The sequence below is a fragment of the Paenarthrobacter sp. NPDC091669 genome, from assembly GCF_044756725.1.
GTDB classification, from domain to species: domain Bacteria; phylum Actinomycetota; class Actinomycetes; order Actinomycetales; family Micrococcaceae; genus Arthrobacter; species Arthrobacter bambusae_C.
The window spans coordinates 407477-423714 of sequence record NZ_JBIVTK010000001.1; the positions used below are offsets into that span (position 1 = coordinate 407477).

At 63.6% G+C, this 16238-nt stretch carries 17 protein-coding genes; 11 read left to right on the top strand and 6 right to left on the bottom strand.

The features are described 5' to 3' along the window. Positions 1–21: 21 nt before the first annotated feature. The 6 genes from ACIQLI_RS01945 (at position 22) to ACIQLI_RS01970 (ending at position 5159) form a co-directional block, all read left to right on the top strand. The gene (locus tag ACIQLI_RS01945; RefSeq protein ID WP_400384461.1) at positions 22–1023 is read left to right on the top strand and encodes a tripartite tricarboxylate transporter substrate binding protein; all 1002 of its coding nucleotides are present in this window, start codon (positions 22–24) and stop codon (positions 1021–1023) included. Positions 1024–1070: 47 nt separating this feature from the next. Then, positions 1071–1703, top strand: coding sequence for a methyltransferase (locus ACIQLI_RS01950; RefSeq protein ID WP_400384464.1), 633 nt, complete (start codon positions 1071–1073; stop codon positions 1701–1703). A gap of 14 nt (positions 1704–1717) precedes the next feature. Continuing rightward, positions 1718–2509 (top strand): DUF1932 domain-containing protein, encoded by a 792-nt coding sequence (locus tag ACIQLI_RS01955; protein WP_400384467.1) that lies wholly within the window; start codon positions 1718–1720, stop codon positions 2507–2509. 76 nt (positions 2510–2585) lie between these two features. Then, a complete protein-coding gene (locus ACIQLI_RS01960) occupies positions 2586–3923 on the top strand; it encodes a TRAP transporter large permease subunit (protein ID WP_400384470.1) in 1338 nt (445 codons plus the stop codon). A gap of 10 nt (positions 3924–3933) precedes the next feature. Next, a complete protein-coding gene (locus ACIQLI_RS01965) occupies positions 3934–4176 on the top strand; it encodes a hypothetical protein (RefSeq protein WP_400384473.1) in 243 nt (80 codons plus the stop codon). Continuing rightward, positions 4173–5159: a cyclase family protein gene (locus tag ACIQLI_RS01970; RefSeq protein ID WP_400384476.1), complete on the top strand. Its 987-nt coding sequence runs from the start codon at positions 4173–4175 to the stop codon at positions 5157–5159. The genes ACIQLI_RS01965 and ACIQLI_RS01970 overlap by 4 nt, the downstream gene beginning before the upstream one ends. Positions 5160–5320: 161 nt before the next feature. On the opposite strand, the gene ACIQLI_RS01975 is transcribed toward ACIQLI_RS01970, so the two are convergent. After that, positions 5321–5542, bottom strand: coding sequence for a hypothetical protein (locus ACIQLI_RS01975; RefSeq protein WP_400384479.1), 222 nt, complete (start codon positions 5540–5542; stop codon positions 5321–5323). A gap of 133 nt (positions 5543–5675) precedes the next feature. After that, on the bottom strand, positions 5676–6962 hold the full coding sequence (locus ACIQLI_RS01980; RefSeq protein WP_354232019.1) for a LuxR C-terminal-related transcriptional regulator: 1287 nt from the start codon (positions 6960–6962) through the stop codon (positions 5676–5678). 137 nt (positions 6963–7099) lie between these two features. Here ACIQLI_RS01980 and hxlB point away from each other — a divergent pair, with 137 nt between their 5' ends. Both hxlB and hxlA read left to right on the top strand, forming a co-directional pair. Next, positions 7100–7696 carry a 6-phospho-3-hexuloisomerase gene (gene hxlB / locus ACIQLI_RS01985; RefSeq protein WP_400384482.1) on the top strand — a complete coding sequence of 199 codons (597 nt, stop codon included), beginning with the start codon at positions 7100–7102 and terminating at the stop codon, positions 7694–7696. A 71-nt stretch (positions 7697–7767) separates the two neighbouring features. After that, positions 7768–8391 carry a 3-hexulose-6-phosphate synthase gene (hxlA, locus tag ACIQLI_RS01990; protein WP_354514343.1) on the top strand — a complete coding sequence of 208 codons (624 nt, stop codon included), beginning with the start codon at positions 7768–7770 and terminating at the stop codon, positions 8389–8391. Positions 8392–8521: 130 nt separating this feature from the next. On the opposite strand, the gene ilvD is transcribed toward hxlA, so the two are convergent. Next, on the bottom strand, positions 8522–10384 hold the full coding sequence (gene ilvD / locus ACIQLI_RS01995; protein ID WP_400384486.1) for a dihydroxy-acid dehydratase: 1863 nt from the start codon (positions 10382–10384) through the stop codon (positions 8522–8524). Between the two features lie 86 nt (positions 10385–10470). Between ilvD and ACIQLI_RS02000 the strand changes: the two genes are divergently transcribed. Next, positions 10471–11298 (top strand): helix-turn-helix transcriptional regulator, encoded by an 828-nt coding sequence (locus tag ACIQLI_RS02000; protein WP_400384489.1) that lies wholly within the window; start codon positions 10471–10473, stop codon positions 11296–11298. Positions 11299–11320: 22 nt separating this feature from the next. Here the strand turns inward: ACIQLI_RS02000 and ACIQLI_RS02005 are convergent, their stop codons facing one another. Next, positions 11321–12430, bottom strand: coding sequence for a hypothetical protein (locus tag ACIQLI_RS02005; protein ID WP_400384492.1), 1110 nt, complete (start codon positions 12428–12430; stop codon positions 11321–11323). 163 nt (positions 12431–12593) lie between these two features. On the opposite strand from ACIQLI_RS02005, the gene ACIQLI_RS02010 reads away from it, so the two are divergent. Beyond that, positions 12594–13475 (top strand): GDSL-type esterase/lipase family protein, encoded by an 882-nt coding sequence (locus tag ACIQLI_RS02010; RefSeq protein WP_400384495.1) that lies wholly within the window; start codon positions 12594–12596, stop codon positions 13473–13475. Between the two features lie 16 nt (positions 13476–13491). On the opposite strand, the gene ACIQLI_RS02015 is transcribed toward ACIQLI_RS02010, so the two are convergent. Continuing rightward, on the bottom strand, positions 13492–14604 hold the full coding sequence (locus ACIQLI_RS02015) for an EAL domain-containing protein (RefSeq protein ID WP_400384497.1): 1113 nt from the start codon (positions 14602–14604) through the stop codon (positions 13492–13494). A 172-nt stretch (positions 14605–14776) separates the two neighbouring features. On the opposite strand from ACIQLI_RS02015, the gene ACIQLI_RS02020 reads away from it, so the two are divergent. Then, on the top strand, positions 14777–15595 hold the full coding sequence (locus ACIQLI_RS02020; protein WP_400384499.1) for a CPBP family intramembrane glutamic endopeptidase: 819 nt from the start codon (positions 14777–14779) through the stop codon (positions 15593–15595). Here the strand turns inward: ACIQLI_RS02020 and ACIQLI_RS02025 are convergent. After that, positions 15592–16200, bottom strand: coding sequence for a MarR family winged helix-turn-helix transcriptional regulator (locus tag ACIQLI_RS02025; RefSeq protein ID WP_400384501.1), 609 nt, complete (start codon positions 16198–16200; stop codon positions 15592–15594). The genes ACIQLI_RS02020 and ACIQLI_RS02025 overlap by 4 nt on opposite strands. Between the last annotated feature and the right edge of the window lie 38 nt (positions 16201–16238).

The following is a 16238-nucleotide window of genomic DNA, read 5'->3' on the forward strand; positions in this document are numbered from 1 at the left end:
CCCCTTCAAAGGAGAAGAACCATGACCCGCACACGCATCGCGGCCGCCTTCGCTGCCGCCGCCCTCATCGGACTCACCGGCTGCGGCGCCAACGCCGGCGCCGCCAACAACGCCGGGGGCGATTTCCCCAAGAAGGGAAAGTCGATCGAGCTGATCGTCTCCTTCTCCTCCGGCGGGGCCGTAGACACCGCCGCCCGCCTGGTGCAGCCAATTCTTGAGAAAGAACTCGGCACCAACGTTGAAGTCATCAACAAGCCCGGAGCGGGCGGGCAGATCGGTTACACCCAGCTGACCAGCGCCAAAGCCGACGGCTACACCATCGGCGCCACAGGCTCCCCATCCGTGGTCGTCTCGCCCCTGGATCCGGCACGCGGTGCGAAATACACCCGCGAAAGTTTCCAGCCCCTGGGCCGCCAGGTCATCGATCCCACAGTGATCGCCGTGCAGCCGGACAGCCCCTACAAAACCCTGAAGGAGCTCCTGGACGCCGCCAAGGCTGACCCGAAGTCCATGACAGCCAGCACCACTGGCCTGCAGACAGGCGAACACTTCGCCTTGGCACAGTTGCAGGAAACCACGGACGCCGAATTCGCTCCCGTGCACTTCTCAGAAGGCGCCGCGCAGGCAACCACCGCATTCCTCGGCAAGCACGTGGACATCCTGGTGGCCAACGTCAGCGATGTCACTGACCTTTCCAAGCAGGGCAAGGCACGGGTGCTCGGCGTCATGACGGCAGAGCGTGCTCCCTCCCTCCCGGACGTTCCTACCTTCAAGGAATCCGGTTATGACATCGAGGCCGGTACCGTCCGAGGCTACTCCGCCCCGGCCGGCCTGCCGGACGCCGTAGCCGCCAAGCTGGAGGCTGCCTTCCAAAAAGCGATCGAGGATCCCACCGTGGTCAAGAAGATGGAAGACCTCGGACTCCAGACCAGCTACCTGTCCGGCAAGGACTACCAGGAATTCTGGGCGAGCCAGGAAGAGGACTTCAAGAAGGTTCTCCCGCTGGTTCAAAAAACCGACTGAACCAAGCCGCTCTCCGACCCCCGCCACCACACACGGAAGACCCCATCATGACAACTCCAGTCCTTGAAGACATCGACGCCGGTTTCCCCCGCCCCGCGCGGGACGTCCTGGAACGCCTCGCCAAGCTCCCGGCAGCGAACATCGGCGATGCCATGGACCGCCTGGGTGTTGCCGACTCGGCCATCCAGGCCATTTGGCCCGGCGCCCGCATCGCAGGCCCCGCCTTCACGGTCTGGACCCGCCCGGGAGACAACCAAGGCATCCACCGCGCATTGCAGCTTGCCCGCCCGGGCGACGTCATCGTCGTCGCCGGTGGCGGAGACGAGTCCCGGGCCCTGCTGGGAGAACTCATCGGGGAACGTGCCATCAACCTTGGCATAGCCGGGTTCGCGCTGGACGGGGCTGCACGGGACGCGGAAACCCTCGGTGAGATTGGAATGCCGGTCTTTGCACGAGCCACCACCCCCGCTGGTCCTTACAAGAACGGCCCATCCCGTCTGGGCACGCCCATCTCCTTCGGCGGAGTCCCTGTCATGCCAGGTGACATCATCATCGGCGACTCCGACGGCGTCGTCGTCATCCCCCGCGATCAGGCAGCGAACGTCGCCGAGGCGGCCGAGGCCGTGTTCGCCGACGAGACCAACCGCAGGGCCGCCATCATCGCGGACCGGACCAAGTAGGAAAGACGAAGAAAATGACAGCTTGCACCGTCATCGGCCTCGGAGAAGCCGGAGCCACTTACGCGGCAGCCCTGGTTGCCGCAGGGCACCAAGTCACCGGCTTCGACCCCGTCGCCCCAAACACCCCCACCGGCGTCACCAGGGCGTCCACCGCAGGGGAGGCCTGCGGCCACGCAGACATCGTCCTTGTTCTCACAGGCGCTGCAGCAGCCCGGGCCGTGGCACAGGAATGCCTGCCTGTGTTACCCACAGGAAGCTGCTACGCAGACTTTACGTCGTCGTCTCCCCATGTCATGCGGGAACTCGGGCAGGTGCCCAGCGAAGCCCTCTTCGCCGACGTAGCGATCCTTGGCCCCGTCCCCACCCAGGGCGCGAAGACACCGCTGATGGTCAGCGGTCCCGGCTCCGCCGCAGTGGCGGACCTGCTCCGGCCATTGGGTGCCGACGTCGAAATCGCCGACGGCGACCCAGGCGCCGCCATGTCCCACAAGCTGCTCCGCAGCGTCCTGATGAAAGGCCTGGCCTCCGTGGTGGTTGAAGCCGTGACGGCTGGACGGGCTGCCGGTCTTGAAGAGTGGATCCGCGGCCAGATCGCCCGGCAGTTGGCCGGTGATGGGCAGGCGGTGATTGACCGCTTCCTCACTGGCACGGCGAAACACGCCCAGCGCCGCTCCAAGGAAATGCAGGACACCGCCGACTACCTGTCATCGGACCTGCAGGTTCCTGCAGAGATGACCACAGCCTCGGCCGCCGCCCTCACCCGCATGGCATCCGAACCGGCGGAAGCCGCCGCACCCTTGCGCTGAAGCGGACATCGGGAAGAATCAGGACAGGACCACCGGTGAACCAAACCCCGGCACACCTTCTTTCGGGAGCAGCATCATGATCGGCATTTGGGCCCTCGGCGCCTACTTGGCCGTCATCCTGCTGTGGACAACCCTCATCAAACGCAGCGTCGGCGAAGCCATGATCATCGGCTTCCTGGTGGTGCTCCCGTTCACCGGAGCCGCTGCCGTAGAGATCGGTTGGACAGCGCTCTACTCGGCGGTGACCGATGAGATTGTGTACGCCACCATGGCTTTCGTTTTCATGGGATACCTGCTGGACAAGTCCGGCGTGCTGGATCGGCTCATCGACCTGCTGAATTCCCTGATCGGCGGGGTCAAAGGTGGGCCCGCGTGGGTGTCCACCGTGGCCTCCGCCGGGCTGGGAGGAGTGGTCCACAACCAGGCAGCCATCGCAGCTACGGTCGGCTCCGTGACCATTCCCTGGATGGAAAAGTCCAAGCTGGACAAGCCCTCGGCCGCCACCTTGGTGGCCGGCAATGCCGGGATGGGCATCACGTTTCCCTTCAGCGCCTCCATGTTCGTCCTGGTGGGTTCCGCCACCGTGGGACCGTTGCTGAACAGCAACGATCTTGTGCTGCCATTGTTGTTTGGTGGGCTGTGGTGCTTCCTGCATCGGCTGATCGTCACGTGGCTGCTGATCCGCAAAAGTGGGATGGCACCGCTGGATGCCGCACACAGACTCACCGTGAAAACGGCTTTCGGCCGGGGATGGGCCACCTTGCTGCTCTTCGTCGTGGTGGCGATTCCGTTGATCATCACCTCCGGCACCATCGCCACGGCGTTGTCCGACTGGACTGGCGGCGATGTCACCAAGTCGGTCAGCGTCATTGTCTGGATACCCGTGGTCCTCATCGTCACCGGGGCGTTGCTCGGCTGGAAGCGCCTGCCGCGTGGAGGGCGGGATTGGTGGAAGCTCCTAGAGAGTTCCGCCCCCAGGTTCGGTGTTGTCGGAATCACCGTGGTGTTCGCCTTTGCCAGCGCCAACGCCCTCGCAGCTACAGGCTTGCCGCAGCAAATGACCACGTTGCTCAATCAGATGAACCTGCCGTTATGGCTGCTCGCGATCCTTATTGGATTGATCGTGATCGCCGTGGCAGCGCCTCTGTCCGCGACAGCGACCATGGCCGCCGTCGGGACCGTTGGCGTTGCCACGCTTGTAGCGGCCGGTGTCCCGGCCACGACTGCTGCCGTCGCCGTCCTGGTCTTTTCATCGTGTGAAGCTGCTGTTCCGCCCGGCGGTGCGCCGCTGTATGTTGCCTGCGGGATCGCCGACGTCAACCCCATCACGACGTTCGGCCGGTTGCTGACCCACTACGCCCTTCCGCTGCTGGGCATTGGGGTCCTGATCATTCTCGGCATCCTGCCCATCTAAGGAAGCTCCCGTGAAACTCATCCAAACCATCTTCGTCCTCACTCTCGCTGCCCTGCTTCTGGGTGGGGTGGTGTTCGTGGCCGGACAAGCCATCGCCATCATGGTGGGGAAGGGCGAGTGGCTGACGTTCCTCAACGATTCGTTGAAGGATCCAATGTGCATCGCCGCCTCCATCTGCGCGATCGCCGGTTTCCTTCTCAGCTATAAACGCCATCAAAAGCAAGGTCAACACGAGGAGGCCCGGAGCCGGTGACGAACACTTTTGACGGAAAGTACCCAACCTTTGCCGAACTGCTCCAACGGGACGGGAATCTCGCCGGCACTTCCTGGGGGCTGTTTTCCGGGGAAAGCCGCGGAACGCCGTCGTTCATCAGCCCGCAAGCGGTTTTACAGGCGCGGGACTGTATCCGGACCGGGACGGCCTTTGGCCTGGACTACGCCGCGGACGCTTTCGACCCCGGAATGTCGCTGAAGCGCAGCGCCCCACGCCACACGATCTACTCATCGCATGCGGCCCACCGGGACGACTACCTGGACGGTTACTACCTTCAGGGCTCTACGCAGATCGACGGGCTCAGGCACCGGAGGGCGGACGACGTCGGTTTCTACAACGGCACCCCGGATGATCTGGTGCGGGAAGGTACCCCGGAGCTGGGGATACAGGAATGGTCCGAGGCACCCATCGTGGGCCGCGGCGTGCTGGTGGACCTTGAGGGCTATCGCTCAGCCCAGGGCGCGCCGATCCACCATGCCCACGGGGAACCGCTCGCCCTGGATCTGATCGAGTCAGCATTGGCAGCCCAGTCCGTCACCCTCCGGCCAGGCGACATCCTCATGCTCCACACCGGCTGGTGCGAATGGTTCCTGAGCTTGTCCCACCGCCACAAGCAGGAGTTGCGGGAAAGCCGCCGAGCTACGGGCATCGCCCAATCCGAAGAATTCGTGGCGTGGGCGTGGGACAACCAGCTTGCCCTCGTGGCGGCCGACAACTTTGCCGTGGAGTGCCTTCCGGCCGTTCCCGACAGTCCCTTCAAGCACACGGCACCCAACGATCACGGCATGATGCACCAGCAGCTGCTCGCCAAACTCGGTATGCCGCTCGGTGAACTCTGGAAGCTGGGTCCCCTGAGCCGGCACATGCGAGCCGCCGGGAACTGGGACGCCCTGGTCAGCATCAAGCCCCTCAACATCATCGGAGCCACTGGCTCACCTGCCAACGCCACAGCACTGGTCTGAGATGGGGGGTACTCATTGTTATGTCACTGCTTGTTATGTCACTGCCGGCCTGCTTGGAAATACTGCGTTGAAATGTGGGAAAAACGCAAGCGAACGACGTCGGGGACCTCCCGCCGTCGTTCGCTTGCGTAGAACAGTTTCCGATCCGGCTTTTACGCTGACTATCCTGTCTTTCCAGACAATGCCACCAGCACGCCGGCGGCGGAGAAGAACTTGTTGCTGCCGAGATCACGGACTGTTTTGATTCCCAGTTCGGCGAGCAGCTCGCTGTGTTTGTCGGTCAGGCCGGCCAGCGCCGATGGCGGAGCGGCGAGGATTTCGTCCAGGGTGGAGTTTTCATAGGCTTTATCGAGTGCTTTGCCCAATTCAACAGAAACAGCCAAGGCATTTCCTTTCATCGATACGGAACAATTGCAAACGTACTAAGCAGCCTTTGTACTTGACGATTTGGCCGCCTACGAAACAACATAGCCCACATTGCATTCCATTTGGCCATCGCTTACAAACTAAATTGCACTAGCGCAGCCCCGCCGAGTGCGCCAAGGCAATTGCCTCAGCCCTGGAACGCACGTCGAGTTTTCGGAAAAGATTCCGGATGTGGAACTTAACCGTGTTTTCACTGATGTGGAGGGCGCCGGCGATGCTCCGGTTCCGCTGCCCGGCGGTGAGCAGTTGCAGGACCTCCAGCTCGCGGGGCGCCAGATCCCAGACGGCTACATCGCCGCCGGGGGCCGGCGGTGGATCCAGCGGCAGCACCACCGAAATGTCCGCGCCCCAGCCTTGCATCACTTCAAGGGACATCCGCCCGTCAACGGCCTGCACCCGCTGTTGCAGCCGGGCGATGCTGGGCGAATCCGGCGAGAGTGCGCCCAGACCGTCGTCGCGCACGTTGATCAACAGGTTCTCGCCATCGCAATCCCACTGCGCGCGGACCCTCCGGACGTCCGGCTGCTCCGCGATGGCCAGGACCAGCCCGCGGACAACGGCACGCGCAGCATGGGCCACTTCGCCGGGGAGTGCGCGCCCGTTGGCCGGCGGCTCGATGAACTGTATGTCGATATTGCTGAAGTGCATCAGGGGCCGGAGGTCCTCACGCAGCCGCTCGAAAGCCGTCGCTACCGGTTCTTCCACCAGGTCGCTGGTGCGGTCGCTGAGGGTGCGCAGATCCACCAGGGCTTTGACGGCGAGGTCGGTCACGGAGGCGCGCGCCGCGGCGTCGTCCATCGATGTCGACCGCAGAGCCGCGAGCAGGGTTTCGAGCGTGGTGGAGTGCTGGTCTACCAACTCGGCCGTCACACGGATCCGCTCAGCGGATGCGGCCCGCGATTCCAAAAGGTACGACGGCGGCGCGTCGGTTACTTTCTCCTGGATGCGTCGGGCGGTTAATCGCCAAAGGTAGGTGAGAAGACGGAGAGCCTCCTCTTCCGCTTCCGATCCTTCCAGCCCGGCAGTCACGGACGGGGCAGTCACGGACGGATCAGTCAGGACCAACAGCGCTTGGCTGGGCGCGTAGCCCAAGGCGAGCACTTCCCGCTCTTCACCGGCGATGACCGCAGAGGTGCGCCACGGCTCCTCCCCCGGCATCGCCGACCTTAGCCGGTCCAATTCTGCGATGGAAACACGGCTGACGACGCCTTCATCGCCCGCCTTTTTCTGGGGCCGGCCAGTGCAGTCCTCGGTGAAGATGACCAGGGCGTTGCTTGCAAGGAACGGGAGCGTGGCCTGACGAAGGCTTTCTGCGATGCGGTTCAGCGGCGCGGCAGCGAGGTCGCTGACGGAGTGAAGGAGGTCCCAGTTCTGCATCGGCCCAGCATACGTGCCAGTGACGTGCAGGCACTACCCAAAGGGGTAGGAAAAGCCGTCATAAAACAGCGTTGCCCCCACCCATCAACTGCACCAAGCTGGAACGGAAGACATTCACGGCAACTGAAGGAGAGAGTGTGGACGCTGTCGCAGAAAAGGCCGCCCTGAGCCAAACACCAGCCCAGGCCGTCCTCAACCTGTCCCTGATCCAGGGCGAGATAGTGAGCACCACCAACGCGATCGACGTCGGTCAGTTGGCAGTCCTCGCCGGACGAATCCACAGGGCGGAACGGGTCTTCCTCGCCGGCGCCGGACGCAGCGGGCTGGTTCTCCGCATGGCAGCCATGCGCCTCATGCATCTGGGCCTGACGGTCCACGTCGCCGGCGACACCACCACACCTGCCATCACCTCCGGAGACCTCCTAGTGGTGGCCTCCGGCTCAGGGACCACCGCCGGCGTGGTCAAGGCAGCCGAAACAGCCATCGCCGCCGGCGCGGACGTCGCTGCCGTGACCACCAACCCGGAATCGCCCTTGGCCGGTCTGGCCGATGCATTGGTGATCATCCCCGCCGCGCAGAAAACCGATCATGGCTCCAGCCTTTCCCGCCAGTACTCCGGCAGCCTGTTCGAGCAATCCCTTTTTCTCGCCACCGAGGCAGTATTCCAAACCCTGTGGGAGAACACCGACGAGCCTGCCGAACAACTCTGGCTGCGCCACGCCAACCTCGAGTAGCCCACCCCAAAACCCGCACCACCCGCACCACCCGCTCCAAAGCAAACCCCTCCGAAAGAAAGAAAAACCCCATGAAACTTCAGGTAGCACTGGATCTCCTCACCGTCGAGGACGCCCTTGAACTGGCCGGCAAAGTGGCCGAGCACGTGGACATCATCGAACTCGGCACGCCGCTGATCAAGGCAGCCGGACTCTCCGCCGTCACCGCCATCAAGGAAGCCCACCCCACCAAGATCGTCTTCGCCGACATGAAGACCATGGATGCCGGCGAGCTTGAAGCCGACATCGCGTTCAACGCTGGAGCGGACCTGGTTTCCGTTCTGGGCACGGCCGACGACTCCACCATTGCCGGCGCGGTCAAGGCTGCAAAGGCCCACAACAAGGGCATCGTGGTGGACCTGATTGGTGTGGCAGACAAGGTATCCCGCGCCAAGGAAGCCCGCGCGTTGGGCGCCAAGTTCGTCGAGTTCCACGCAGGCCTGGATGAGCAGGCACAGCCCGGATACAACCTGCGCACCCTGCTCAACGCCGGCGAGGAAGCACGCGTCCCGTTCTCAGTAGCCGGCGGCGTGAACGCTGGAACCATCGCAGCGGTCCAGCTGGCAGGCGCCGACGTCGCCGTTGCCGGAAGCGCCATCTACAGCGCCGCGGATCCCGAACTGGCCGCCAAGGAACTGAAGGCAGCCATCAACTAGTTCAGCCCTCAACAGCAAAAACGTCGACCTGCCCATCCGGGCAGGTCGACGTTTGTGGTGGCCCCGCACCGCCGTCGTACTTCAGTGAAGTACGACGGCGGCAGGCGGCTTTTTGTTGAAAACGAAACCCTTAGAGGTTCTCCACCAGGGAGACGTCGCGGACGGCGCCCTTGTCCGCGGACAACGCCATGGCAGCGTAAGCGCGCAACGCGGGAGACACGTGGCGTTCGCGGTCCTTCGGCTTGTAGCCACCGTTGACTTCGAGCTTTTCGCGGCGTTCAGCAAGGATCTCGTCCGAGACCTCCAATCGGAGGGAGCGCTGCGTGATGTCAATGCTGATGATGTCGCCGTCCTCCACCAGCGCGATGGCTCCGCCGGAGGCAGCCTCCGGGGAAATGTGCCCGATCGACAGGCCAGAGGTTCCGCCGGAGAAGCGGCCGTCCGTGATGAGGGCGCACTTCTTGCCCAGCCCGCGGCCCTTGAGGAACGAGGTCGGGTAGAGCATCTCCTGCATACCCGGGCCACCTCGGGGGCCTTCATAGCGGATAACCACCACGTCGCCTTCCTTGATGGTCTTGTTCAAGATCTTCTCCACCGCTTCGTCCTGCGACTCGCACACAACGGCGGGGCCTTCGAAGATCCAGATGGACTCGTCCACGCCTGCAGTCTTGACCACGGCCCCGTCCACTGCGACGTTACCGCGCAGCACGGCCAGGCCGCCGTCCTTGGAGAAAGCGTGCTCCACGGAACGGATGCAGCCGCCCTCAGCGTCAGTGTCCAGGGTGGTCCACTGGTTCGACTGCGAGAACGCGGTGGAGGACCGGACGCCACCAGGGGCCGCGTGCCACAAGGCCTGCGCTTCCTCGGTGGCCTTGCCGCCGCGGATGTCCCAGTCCTCCAGCCAGCCATCCAAATCGTTGGAGTGCACGGAGTGGACGTTCTTGTGCAGGAGGCCACCGCGGTTCAGCTCACCCAACAGGGCGGGAATGCCGCCGGCCCGGTGCACGTCCTCCATGTAATACGTTTTGTCCCCAGCGACGTTCGGGGCCACCTTGGCCAAGCACGGCACTTGGCGGGACTTGGCGTCCATTTCGGCCAGGCCGTACTCCACGCCCGCCTCTTGGGCTGCGGCCAGCAGGTGCAGGATGGTGTTGGTGGAACCGCCCATGGAGATATCCAATGCCATGGCGTTATCGAAGGCCTCGGCAGTGGCGATGGAGCGCGGCAGCACGGAGTGGTCGTCGTCGTCGTAATAGCGCTTGACGAGCTCGACGACGGTGGCGCCGGCTTTTTCGTACAGCGCCTTGCGGGCGGTGTGGGTCGCCAGCACGGAGCCGTTGCCTGGGAGGGCCAGGCCGATCGCCTCAGCAAGGCAGTTCATGGAGTTGGCGGTGAACATGCCGGAGCAGGAGCCACACGTGGGGCAGGCGTTCTCTTCGATGAGGTTGATGTCCTCATCGGAGATGGATTCGTCCACGGCGTCGGAAATCGCGTTTACCAGGTCCAGGGAGCGCACGGAACCGTCGGTCAGGGTCACGCGGCCGGCTTCCATGGGGCCGCCGGAGACGAACACAACGGGGATGTTCAGGCGCAGGGCTGCCATCAGCATGCCTGGGGTGATCTTGTCGCAGTTGGAGATGCAGACCAGGGCATCGGCGCAGTGGGCGTTGACCATGTACTCCACGGAGTCTGCGATCAGGTCGCGGGACGGCAGGGAGTACAGCATGCCGGAGTGGCCCATGGCGATGCCGTCATCCACGGCGATGGTGTTGAATTCCCGCGGCACAGCGCCCGCGGCGAGGATCGCCTCGGAGACGATCCTGCCCACGGGGGCCAGGTGGGTGTGGCCGGGGACGAATTCGGTGAAAGAGTTGGCCACGGCGATGATCGGCTTGCCGATGTCGGTGTTGGCGACGCCGGAAGCGCGCAGCAGTGCGCGGGCGCCGGCCATGTTGCGGCCGTGGGTAACTGTTCTGGAGCGAAGTGCAGGCATAAGTACCATCCTGCTGTTGTTCTACAGCGGGTGGAAGACGGTGCTGCTACTAGTAGTGAAAGTACCAGAGTAATAGTGTTGGGTTCGTGAAAGACGAGAGACGCAAGGAACTGGGACTCTTCCTTAGGACCCGCCGCAACCAAGCCCTGCGGTCCGACTATGGCTTGCCGCCTGTGGGACGTTCCCGCGAGCGCGGCCTGCGCCGGGAAGAGATCGCCTTCCTCTCCGGAGTCAGCGTCACTTGGTACACCTGGCTGGAGCAGGGGCGGGACATCAGCCCCTCGCGCCAGGTACTGGAAGCGGTGGCCCGCACGTTGCACTTGTCCGACACCGGGCTGGGCTACGTGCTGTCCTTGGGCGGCTACTCCTCTGCGCCACCGGCCGGTCCGGTTGCAGCGGACGCTCCCGCCCACGTGCAGCGTCTGCTGGACGCACTGGATCCCAACCCTTCCTACGCGCTGTCACCCGATTGGGGCATCGCTGGCTGGAACCGCGCCTACGAGGCGCTGTATCCCAACATCGGCACGTTCGACGCCGTCGACAGGAACCTGCTGTGGCTCGTCTTCACCGACCCCTATATTCGTGACCTGCTCCCGGACTGGGATGTGACCAGCAAGCGCTTCCTGGCGGAATTCAGGGCCGAAACCGGGCAGCGCCTAGGCGACCCCGATGTGGAGTACCAGGTAGGCCGGCTCAAGGAAGCCAGCCCGGAGTTCCAGGAAAGCTGGGACCGGTACGACATCCTGGGCTTCGAATCCCGTGAGCGACAGTTCCATCACCCGGCCGTTGGCGTGCTGCATCTGGAACACCACCAGGTCTCGCCTTCGGACAGGCCGGACCTCCACATCGTGGTCTACACGCCTGCGCCGGGGAGTGACGCCGGGGAGCAGATGCAGCGGCTGATGGGGACCTGAAGCACGGTGCCGGGCACCCGGTTCAGCTGAGCTCCTGCTTGTCCAGGACGAAGTGCGCAGGAGCCGACGCGACTCCGTTTGCCTGGACCACTACGTAGTGCTGCCCCGGGTAATAGGAGCGGGTTGTGATGGGGCGGAATGAGTGTTTTTTGGTGACAGTGATGGTCTCACCGGGCGGAATCAGACGGGAAGTGAGCTTGAAGGTTTTGGCGCTTACCGTGCCGTTTGCCCGCTGGAAGCCGATGGAATAGTCAATGGCCACAGTGGCGGGCTGAAGGCCTTCATTGACTACCTCGGCCGAAAATTCCACTGTTCCGTCCCATGCGACTGCCGTGAGGAGGAGTTGAGGCTCCTTGACCTCGAGCCGACCGCCCGCGTAACCCAGAAGGGCGAGCGCTTCCGGATTACCCTTCTTTACCAGCGTCCTGAGTGCATGACGGATGACCTTTGGAGTGCTGTCATCAGGTTTTCCGTTCCAACGGCGCGCAGTGGTCAGCACCAGCAGCGGATCGATCCGGCTCAGGTCGTTCAGATGGTTCGCTGCGGAACGTCGAACATATTCGGCAGGGTCTTGATAGGTGGCATCGAGTATCCCTTGTGTTGCCGCTGGATGGGCCACCAGCCAAGGTACTCTCTTGGCCCACGGCAAAAAGGCGCGGGAGCCCTCGGTGGCGAGACGGCGGACGTTTTCGTCGTGGTGATTGGTCCAGGTTTGCATGGTGGCGATGGCTCGTTCCGGACGGGCAGCTATGAGGTCACGGATGGCGAACTCTGCCGTGAGCCTCCCAGTCAGGCGGGACAGGACCGTGAGCGCAGCGTCAAAGTCGGTCAGCGACCCCGATTGAAGCGCCCTGGCGGCCACGACTTCGGTGGCCGGCCAGACCATCCACCCCGTAAACCGAGGGTCGTCGAGAGCACCGAGCATGATCCTCTGAACATCGGAGGATCCCGCCGGTAAGTCCTGAAGGAGGGCATCCCTCACTACATCCACCCGCTGCCGGAGGCGTTGCCCGTCGAGGGCACCATGTGAGCGCTCCAATGCCCGCAGTTCAACGCCGTGCCCCGCGTCCATAAGTATGGAACGCAGTTCGGTGACCACACTGGAATTGATCAGCTCATCCATGGCGCCCATATTTTCTCCTTCGCCGGTGCTGTCATCGTAGGCGATGGACGTGACACCGAAAGCAGGCCTCAAAGCCGCCCGGCAGGGATTTTGTACAGGTAATGCCGCTAAAACCCCACCTCAATGGGCGTTGGCTGTACAAAAACCCGATGATCCAGCGCACTATGGGGAGATGAACGCCCAAAGTGCCAACGGTTGGGGGCAGGGTGGTTCGGGCAGCCTCGGGGCTGGCCTGCACCCGTGGAGCCGTTATGTGGCTTTGGGGGACTCCTTCACCGAAGGTTTAGGCGATCCCGAGCCGCGGAGCCCCGGCGGATTACGGGGCTGGGCAGACCGGGTTGCGGAAGAGTTGAGCACCGGGCACGAGGATTTCGCGTACGCTAATCTGGCCATTAGTGGGCGGTTGCTCCATGAAATCCTGGAGGAGCAAGTGGGCCCGGCACTGGACCTCAAACCAGATCTGATCACGCTCAACGCCGGCGGCAACGACCTCCTCTTCCACCGGAGCGATCCCGATAAATTGGCCCTCGAACTGGACGCCGGCGTGGAAACGCTGGCCTCCACCGGCGCTACCATCCTGCTGTTCACCGGGCCGGACTGGGGCGCTACCCCGGTACTGGGGCTCGCCCGCGGCAAGGTGGCCATCTACAACGAGAACGTCCGGGCTGTGGCGGCCCGCCATGACGCCTTGGTGGCCGACCTCTGGGGGCTGCGCCAACTCACCGATCCCCGGATGTGGGATCCTGACCGGCTCCATTTTTCGCCGTTGGGCCAGCACACCATCGCCATCATGGTCCTCAACACCCTCAACGTTCCACATTCCCTTGAGCCGTTGACGCCCAAACCCCTGACCGAGCGCAACTGGCGGGAGGCCCGGGCAGGCGACATTGTGTGGGCCCGCCATCATCTCTTCCCTTGGGTGGTGCGTCGGCTGACCCAGCGGAACGACGACGACGGCAGGCACCCCAAGCGGCCGGAACCGGGCCCTGTCTTCGGCGCCGGAATGCTGCCCGGAACCTTCGTGGGCAACGATCCGCGGCATATCGCTGACTAAGTCACGGAGCCAGTTGTCAGCCGGCAGGCTGGGCTTCCGTTTGTGCGCGAATGCTCCACGCCGACCAGTCCAACGGGTGAACCGAGGGGCGACCCAGGAGGTATCCCTGGGCTGCGGTGATGTTGAGCGCCGTGACTTCCTTGAGCTCTTCGGCAGTCTCGATGCCTACAGCAATGACTTCCGACCCGATCTCCCTGGCGAGCTCAACGATCGCCTTGGCCCGGATCCTTTGGCCTTCGCTTCTTTCGATGCCTTCAATCAGGTGGCGGTCCAGTTTGATGATGTCCGGGCGCAGTTGCTCCACCCGCTCCAAGGCGACCAACGCTGCTCCGGAGGCGCTGATGGCCAGGCGCAAACCCAAGGCGCGCAGCGGTCCGAGTCCGTCGCGGCCGGTTTGGCCTCCGACGTCGGCCAGGCTGCCGGTGAGTTCAACAATGATCCGGTCCGGTGCAAGTGCCGCCGCGGCCAGCAGGTTCCGGACCCTGGGGTCGCTGGAGGTTGCCGGGGTGAGGTTGAGGGCCACCGACATGGTGTCCGGAACGTCGTGCGCTGCGGTGAGAGCGCAGTGGAGGGCAGCGATCTCCAACTCGGTTCCCAGCCCTGCTGCAGCGGCCTCGCTGAACCAGACATCGGCGCCGGCGCCGTCTTCACCGACGAACCGGGTGAGTGCTTCAACTCCCACTACCTCGCCGGTGGGCAGTGCATGGACGGGCTGGAAGGCCGTCAGCAGGAGCTTGTCCGCCAGAACCGCCTGGATTCCTTCCCGGACTTCGTGGCTGACGGGAACCGACACGGTCCGCGCTGCGTCAACGGATTCGAGGTGCACGCTGGCGGATTCGAGGTGAACCGGCACGGTGGCTGCCGGTGAGGCCTCTTTGCGGGTTTCCAGCAGGTGCTCCAACAAGGCGCGCTGAGGGTCTTCGGGGTGGGCTTCCAACAACGCCCCGAGCCTGATTCTGGCGGCCTCGCTGCGCGGTTCGGTATCGGCAAGGATGGATTCGATGATGTCGTTCACCTGCTCGCGCATGGTCGCCATGGCAGGCGGTGACGTGACAACAGGCGGTGACGTTTCAGCAGGCGGTGACGCGTTGGCGCCATCCTGTGAAAGAGAGCCCTCTTCTTGAGCCATCAGCTATTCCTTTATGTGTATCCCCCGCTGGCAAAGCCAGACAACTACCCGACCGGCCCATCTGTGGGCCCTGTCACGAATAATACAGAAGAACACTTCGCCGTTGTGCCGGTGCGCTTTTCCAGGCGCGCAAAACCGTGTCGCGCGGCAGCCGGCCTGAGATGCTTAGGGGGTGACATCCCTTTCAACGGAAGCACCCCGCACCGCGCTCAGCTGGAAACTCTTACCGGCGGCGCTGCTTTCGCTGTCCGGCATTCCCCTCTTCGCCATGGGAAACGAACTGCTGGGCTACGGCTTGCTGCTGGCCAGTGTTGTCACCGCCGCTTTCATTGACCGCCGGCTGATGCGGCACCTCGCATTGATCGCGGCAGGCATGACCATCTTCAGCCTGGTGCCTCTCAACGCGGACCTCAGCACGGAGCACATGGCCCTGATGGGTGGGGCGCTCGCGCTGGCAGTGCTGGTGCCGTGGCTGGTGTCCCGCTTCGCGTATCGGGAAGACATCATCAAGTTCCCCATCAACACCGGCAGGAAATGGCCCCTGGCAGCGAAGCTGTACTTGATAGGCGTCGTTGCGTTGGGCTATTTCATCCTGCCCGTCTACCTGATCAGCACCGGCGTCTACCAGAACTGGCCCGACGCCTCCGATCCCGACATCTTCTGGCGACTCTTCCTGGGCGTTAACGCCGTAGGCATCTGGGACGAACTGTTCTTCATCTGCACCACGTTCACGCTGCTGCGGCAACACTTCCCGGACTGGCTGGCCAACCTCCTGCAAGCCGTGGTTTTCTCTTCATTCCTGTGGGAAATCGGGTATCAGTCCTGGGGTCCCTTACTAACGTTCCCGTTCGCAGTGCTGCAGGGGTACACCTTCAAGCTGACCAAGTCGTTCACCTACGTGGTGTCGGTCCACCTGCTCTTCGACTTCGTGTTGTTCCTGGCGCTGGTCCACGCCCACAACCGGGATTGGCTGCCGATCTTCCTGTACTAGTGCTGGTCCGCCACAGGGGAGCCCGCAGAACCTGCCCACGCCTCTTCGGAAACCTCGATTTCCTGCGCCATGTCGTCCAGGAAGCGCATCACGGTCTCCCGTTCAGCCGGAGTGAGCCGGGCTGCCGCCAGGAACCGCTTGGCTTGCTGGCGTCCCACCGTCCGCATCGCTGCCTCGTGCGTTTCAGGGGTAATGGCTATGGCGAGTGCCCGCCGGTCGGAGGGGTGGGCGCGTCGCGTGACATGGCCCGCTCGTTCCAACCGGTCGAGCAGCTTGGTGGTTGACGCCGTCGAGATGCTGAGGCGGGAGGCTATTGCTCCGGGGGTGGCAATCACGTCATGGTTGGCGCAGACAATCAAGTAGTGCAGTGCACGCATGTCTGATTGGTTGAGCTTCATGTACCTCAGGGAGGCGTCGGAGAGCCGCTGTTCTGCCTCGCGCAGCCGTCCAAGGGCCGCCATGAGGTCACTGATCTGCTGGACATCCTCTTCGGAGAGACCGGATCGGTCCACCAAGTCCTCATGAGGATCGTTGGCGTCCAGGTGATAAATACCGGAGGAAACCGGGGTCCCGGCTTCTTCAGGAATCTCTTCAGGACTGGACATGTTGAGTATGTTACACCCAACTTCCTACATGGTAGCCT

Bases quoted from the DNA above. Each gene is read 5' to 3' on its own strand.
- ACIQLI_RS02010 (WP_400384495.1), top strand. From the start codon at position 12,594: ATGAACGCCCAAAGTGCCAACGGTTGGGGGCAGGGTGGTTCGGGCAGC.
- ACIQLI_RS01980 (WP_354232019.1), bottom strand. From the start codon at position 6,962: ATGCAGAACTGGGACCTCCTTCACTCCGTCAGCGACCTCGCTGCCGCG.
- ACIQLI_RS01950 (WP_400384464.1), top strand. From the start codon at position 1,071: ATGACAACTCCAGTCCTTGAAGACATCGACGCCGGTTTCCCCCGCCCC.
- ACIQLI_RS01960 (WP_400384470.1), top strand. From the start codon at position 2,586: ATGATCGGCATTTGGGCCCTCGGCGCCTACTTGGCCGTCATCCTGCTG.
- hxlA (WP_354514343.1), top strand. From the start codon at position 7,768: ATGAAACTTCAGGTAGCACTGGATCTCCTCACCGTCGAGGACGCCCTT.
- ACIQLI_RS01945 (WP_400384461.1), top strand. From the start codon at position 22: ATGACCCGCACACGCATCGCGGCCGCCTTCGCTGCCGCCGCCCTCATC.
- ACIQLI_RS01955 (WP_400384467.1), top strand. From the start codon at position 1,718: ATGACAGCTTGCACCGTCATCGGCCTCGGAGAAGCCGGAGCCACTTAC.
- ACIQLI_RS02025 (WP_400384501.1), bottom strand. From the start codon at position 16,200: ATGTCCAGTCCTGAAGAGATTCCTGAAGAAGCCGGGACCCCGGTTTCC.
- ACIQLI_RS02015 (WP_400384497.1), bottom strand. From the start codon at position 14,604: ATGGCTCAAGAAGAGGGCTCTCTTTCACAGGATGGCGCCAACGCGTCA.
- ACIQLI_RS02005 (WP_400384492.1), bottom strand. From the start codon at position 12,430: ATGGGCGCCATGGATGAGCTGATCAATTCCAGTGTGGTCACCGAACTG.
- ilvD (WP_400384486.1), bottom strand. From the start codon at position 10,384: ATGCCTGCACTTCGCTCCAGAACAGTTACCCACGGCCGCAACATGGCC.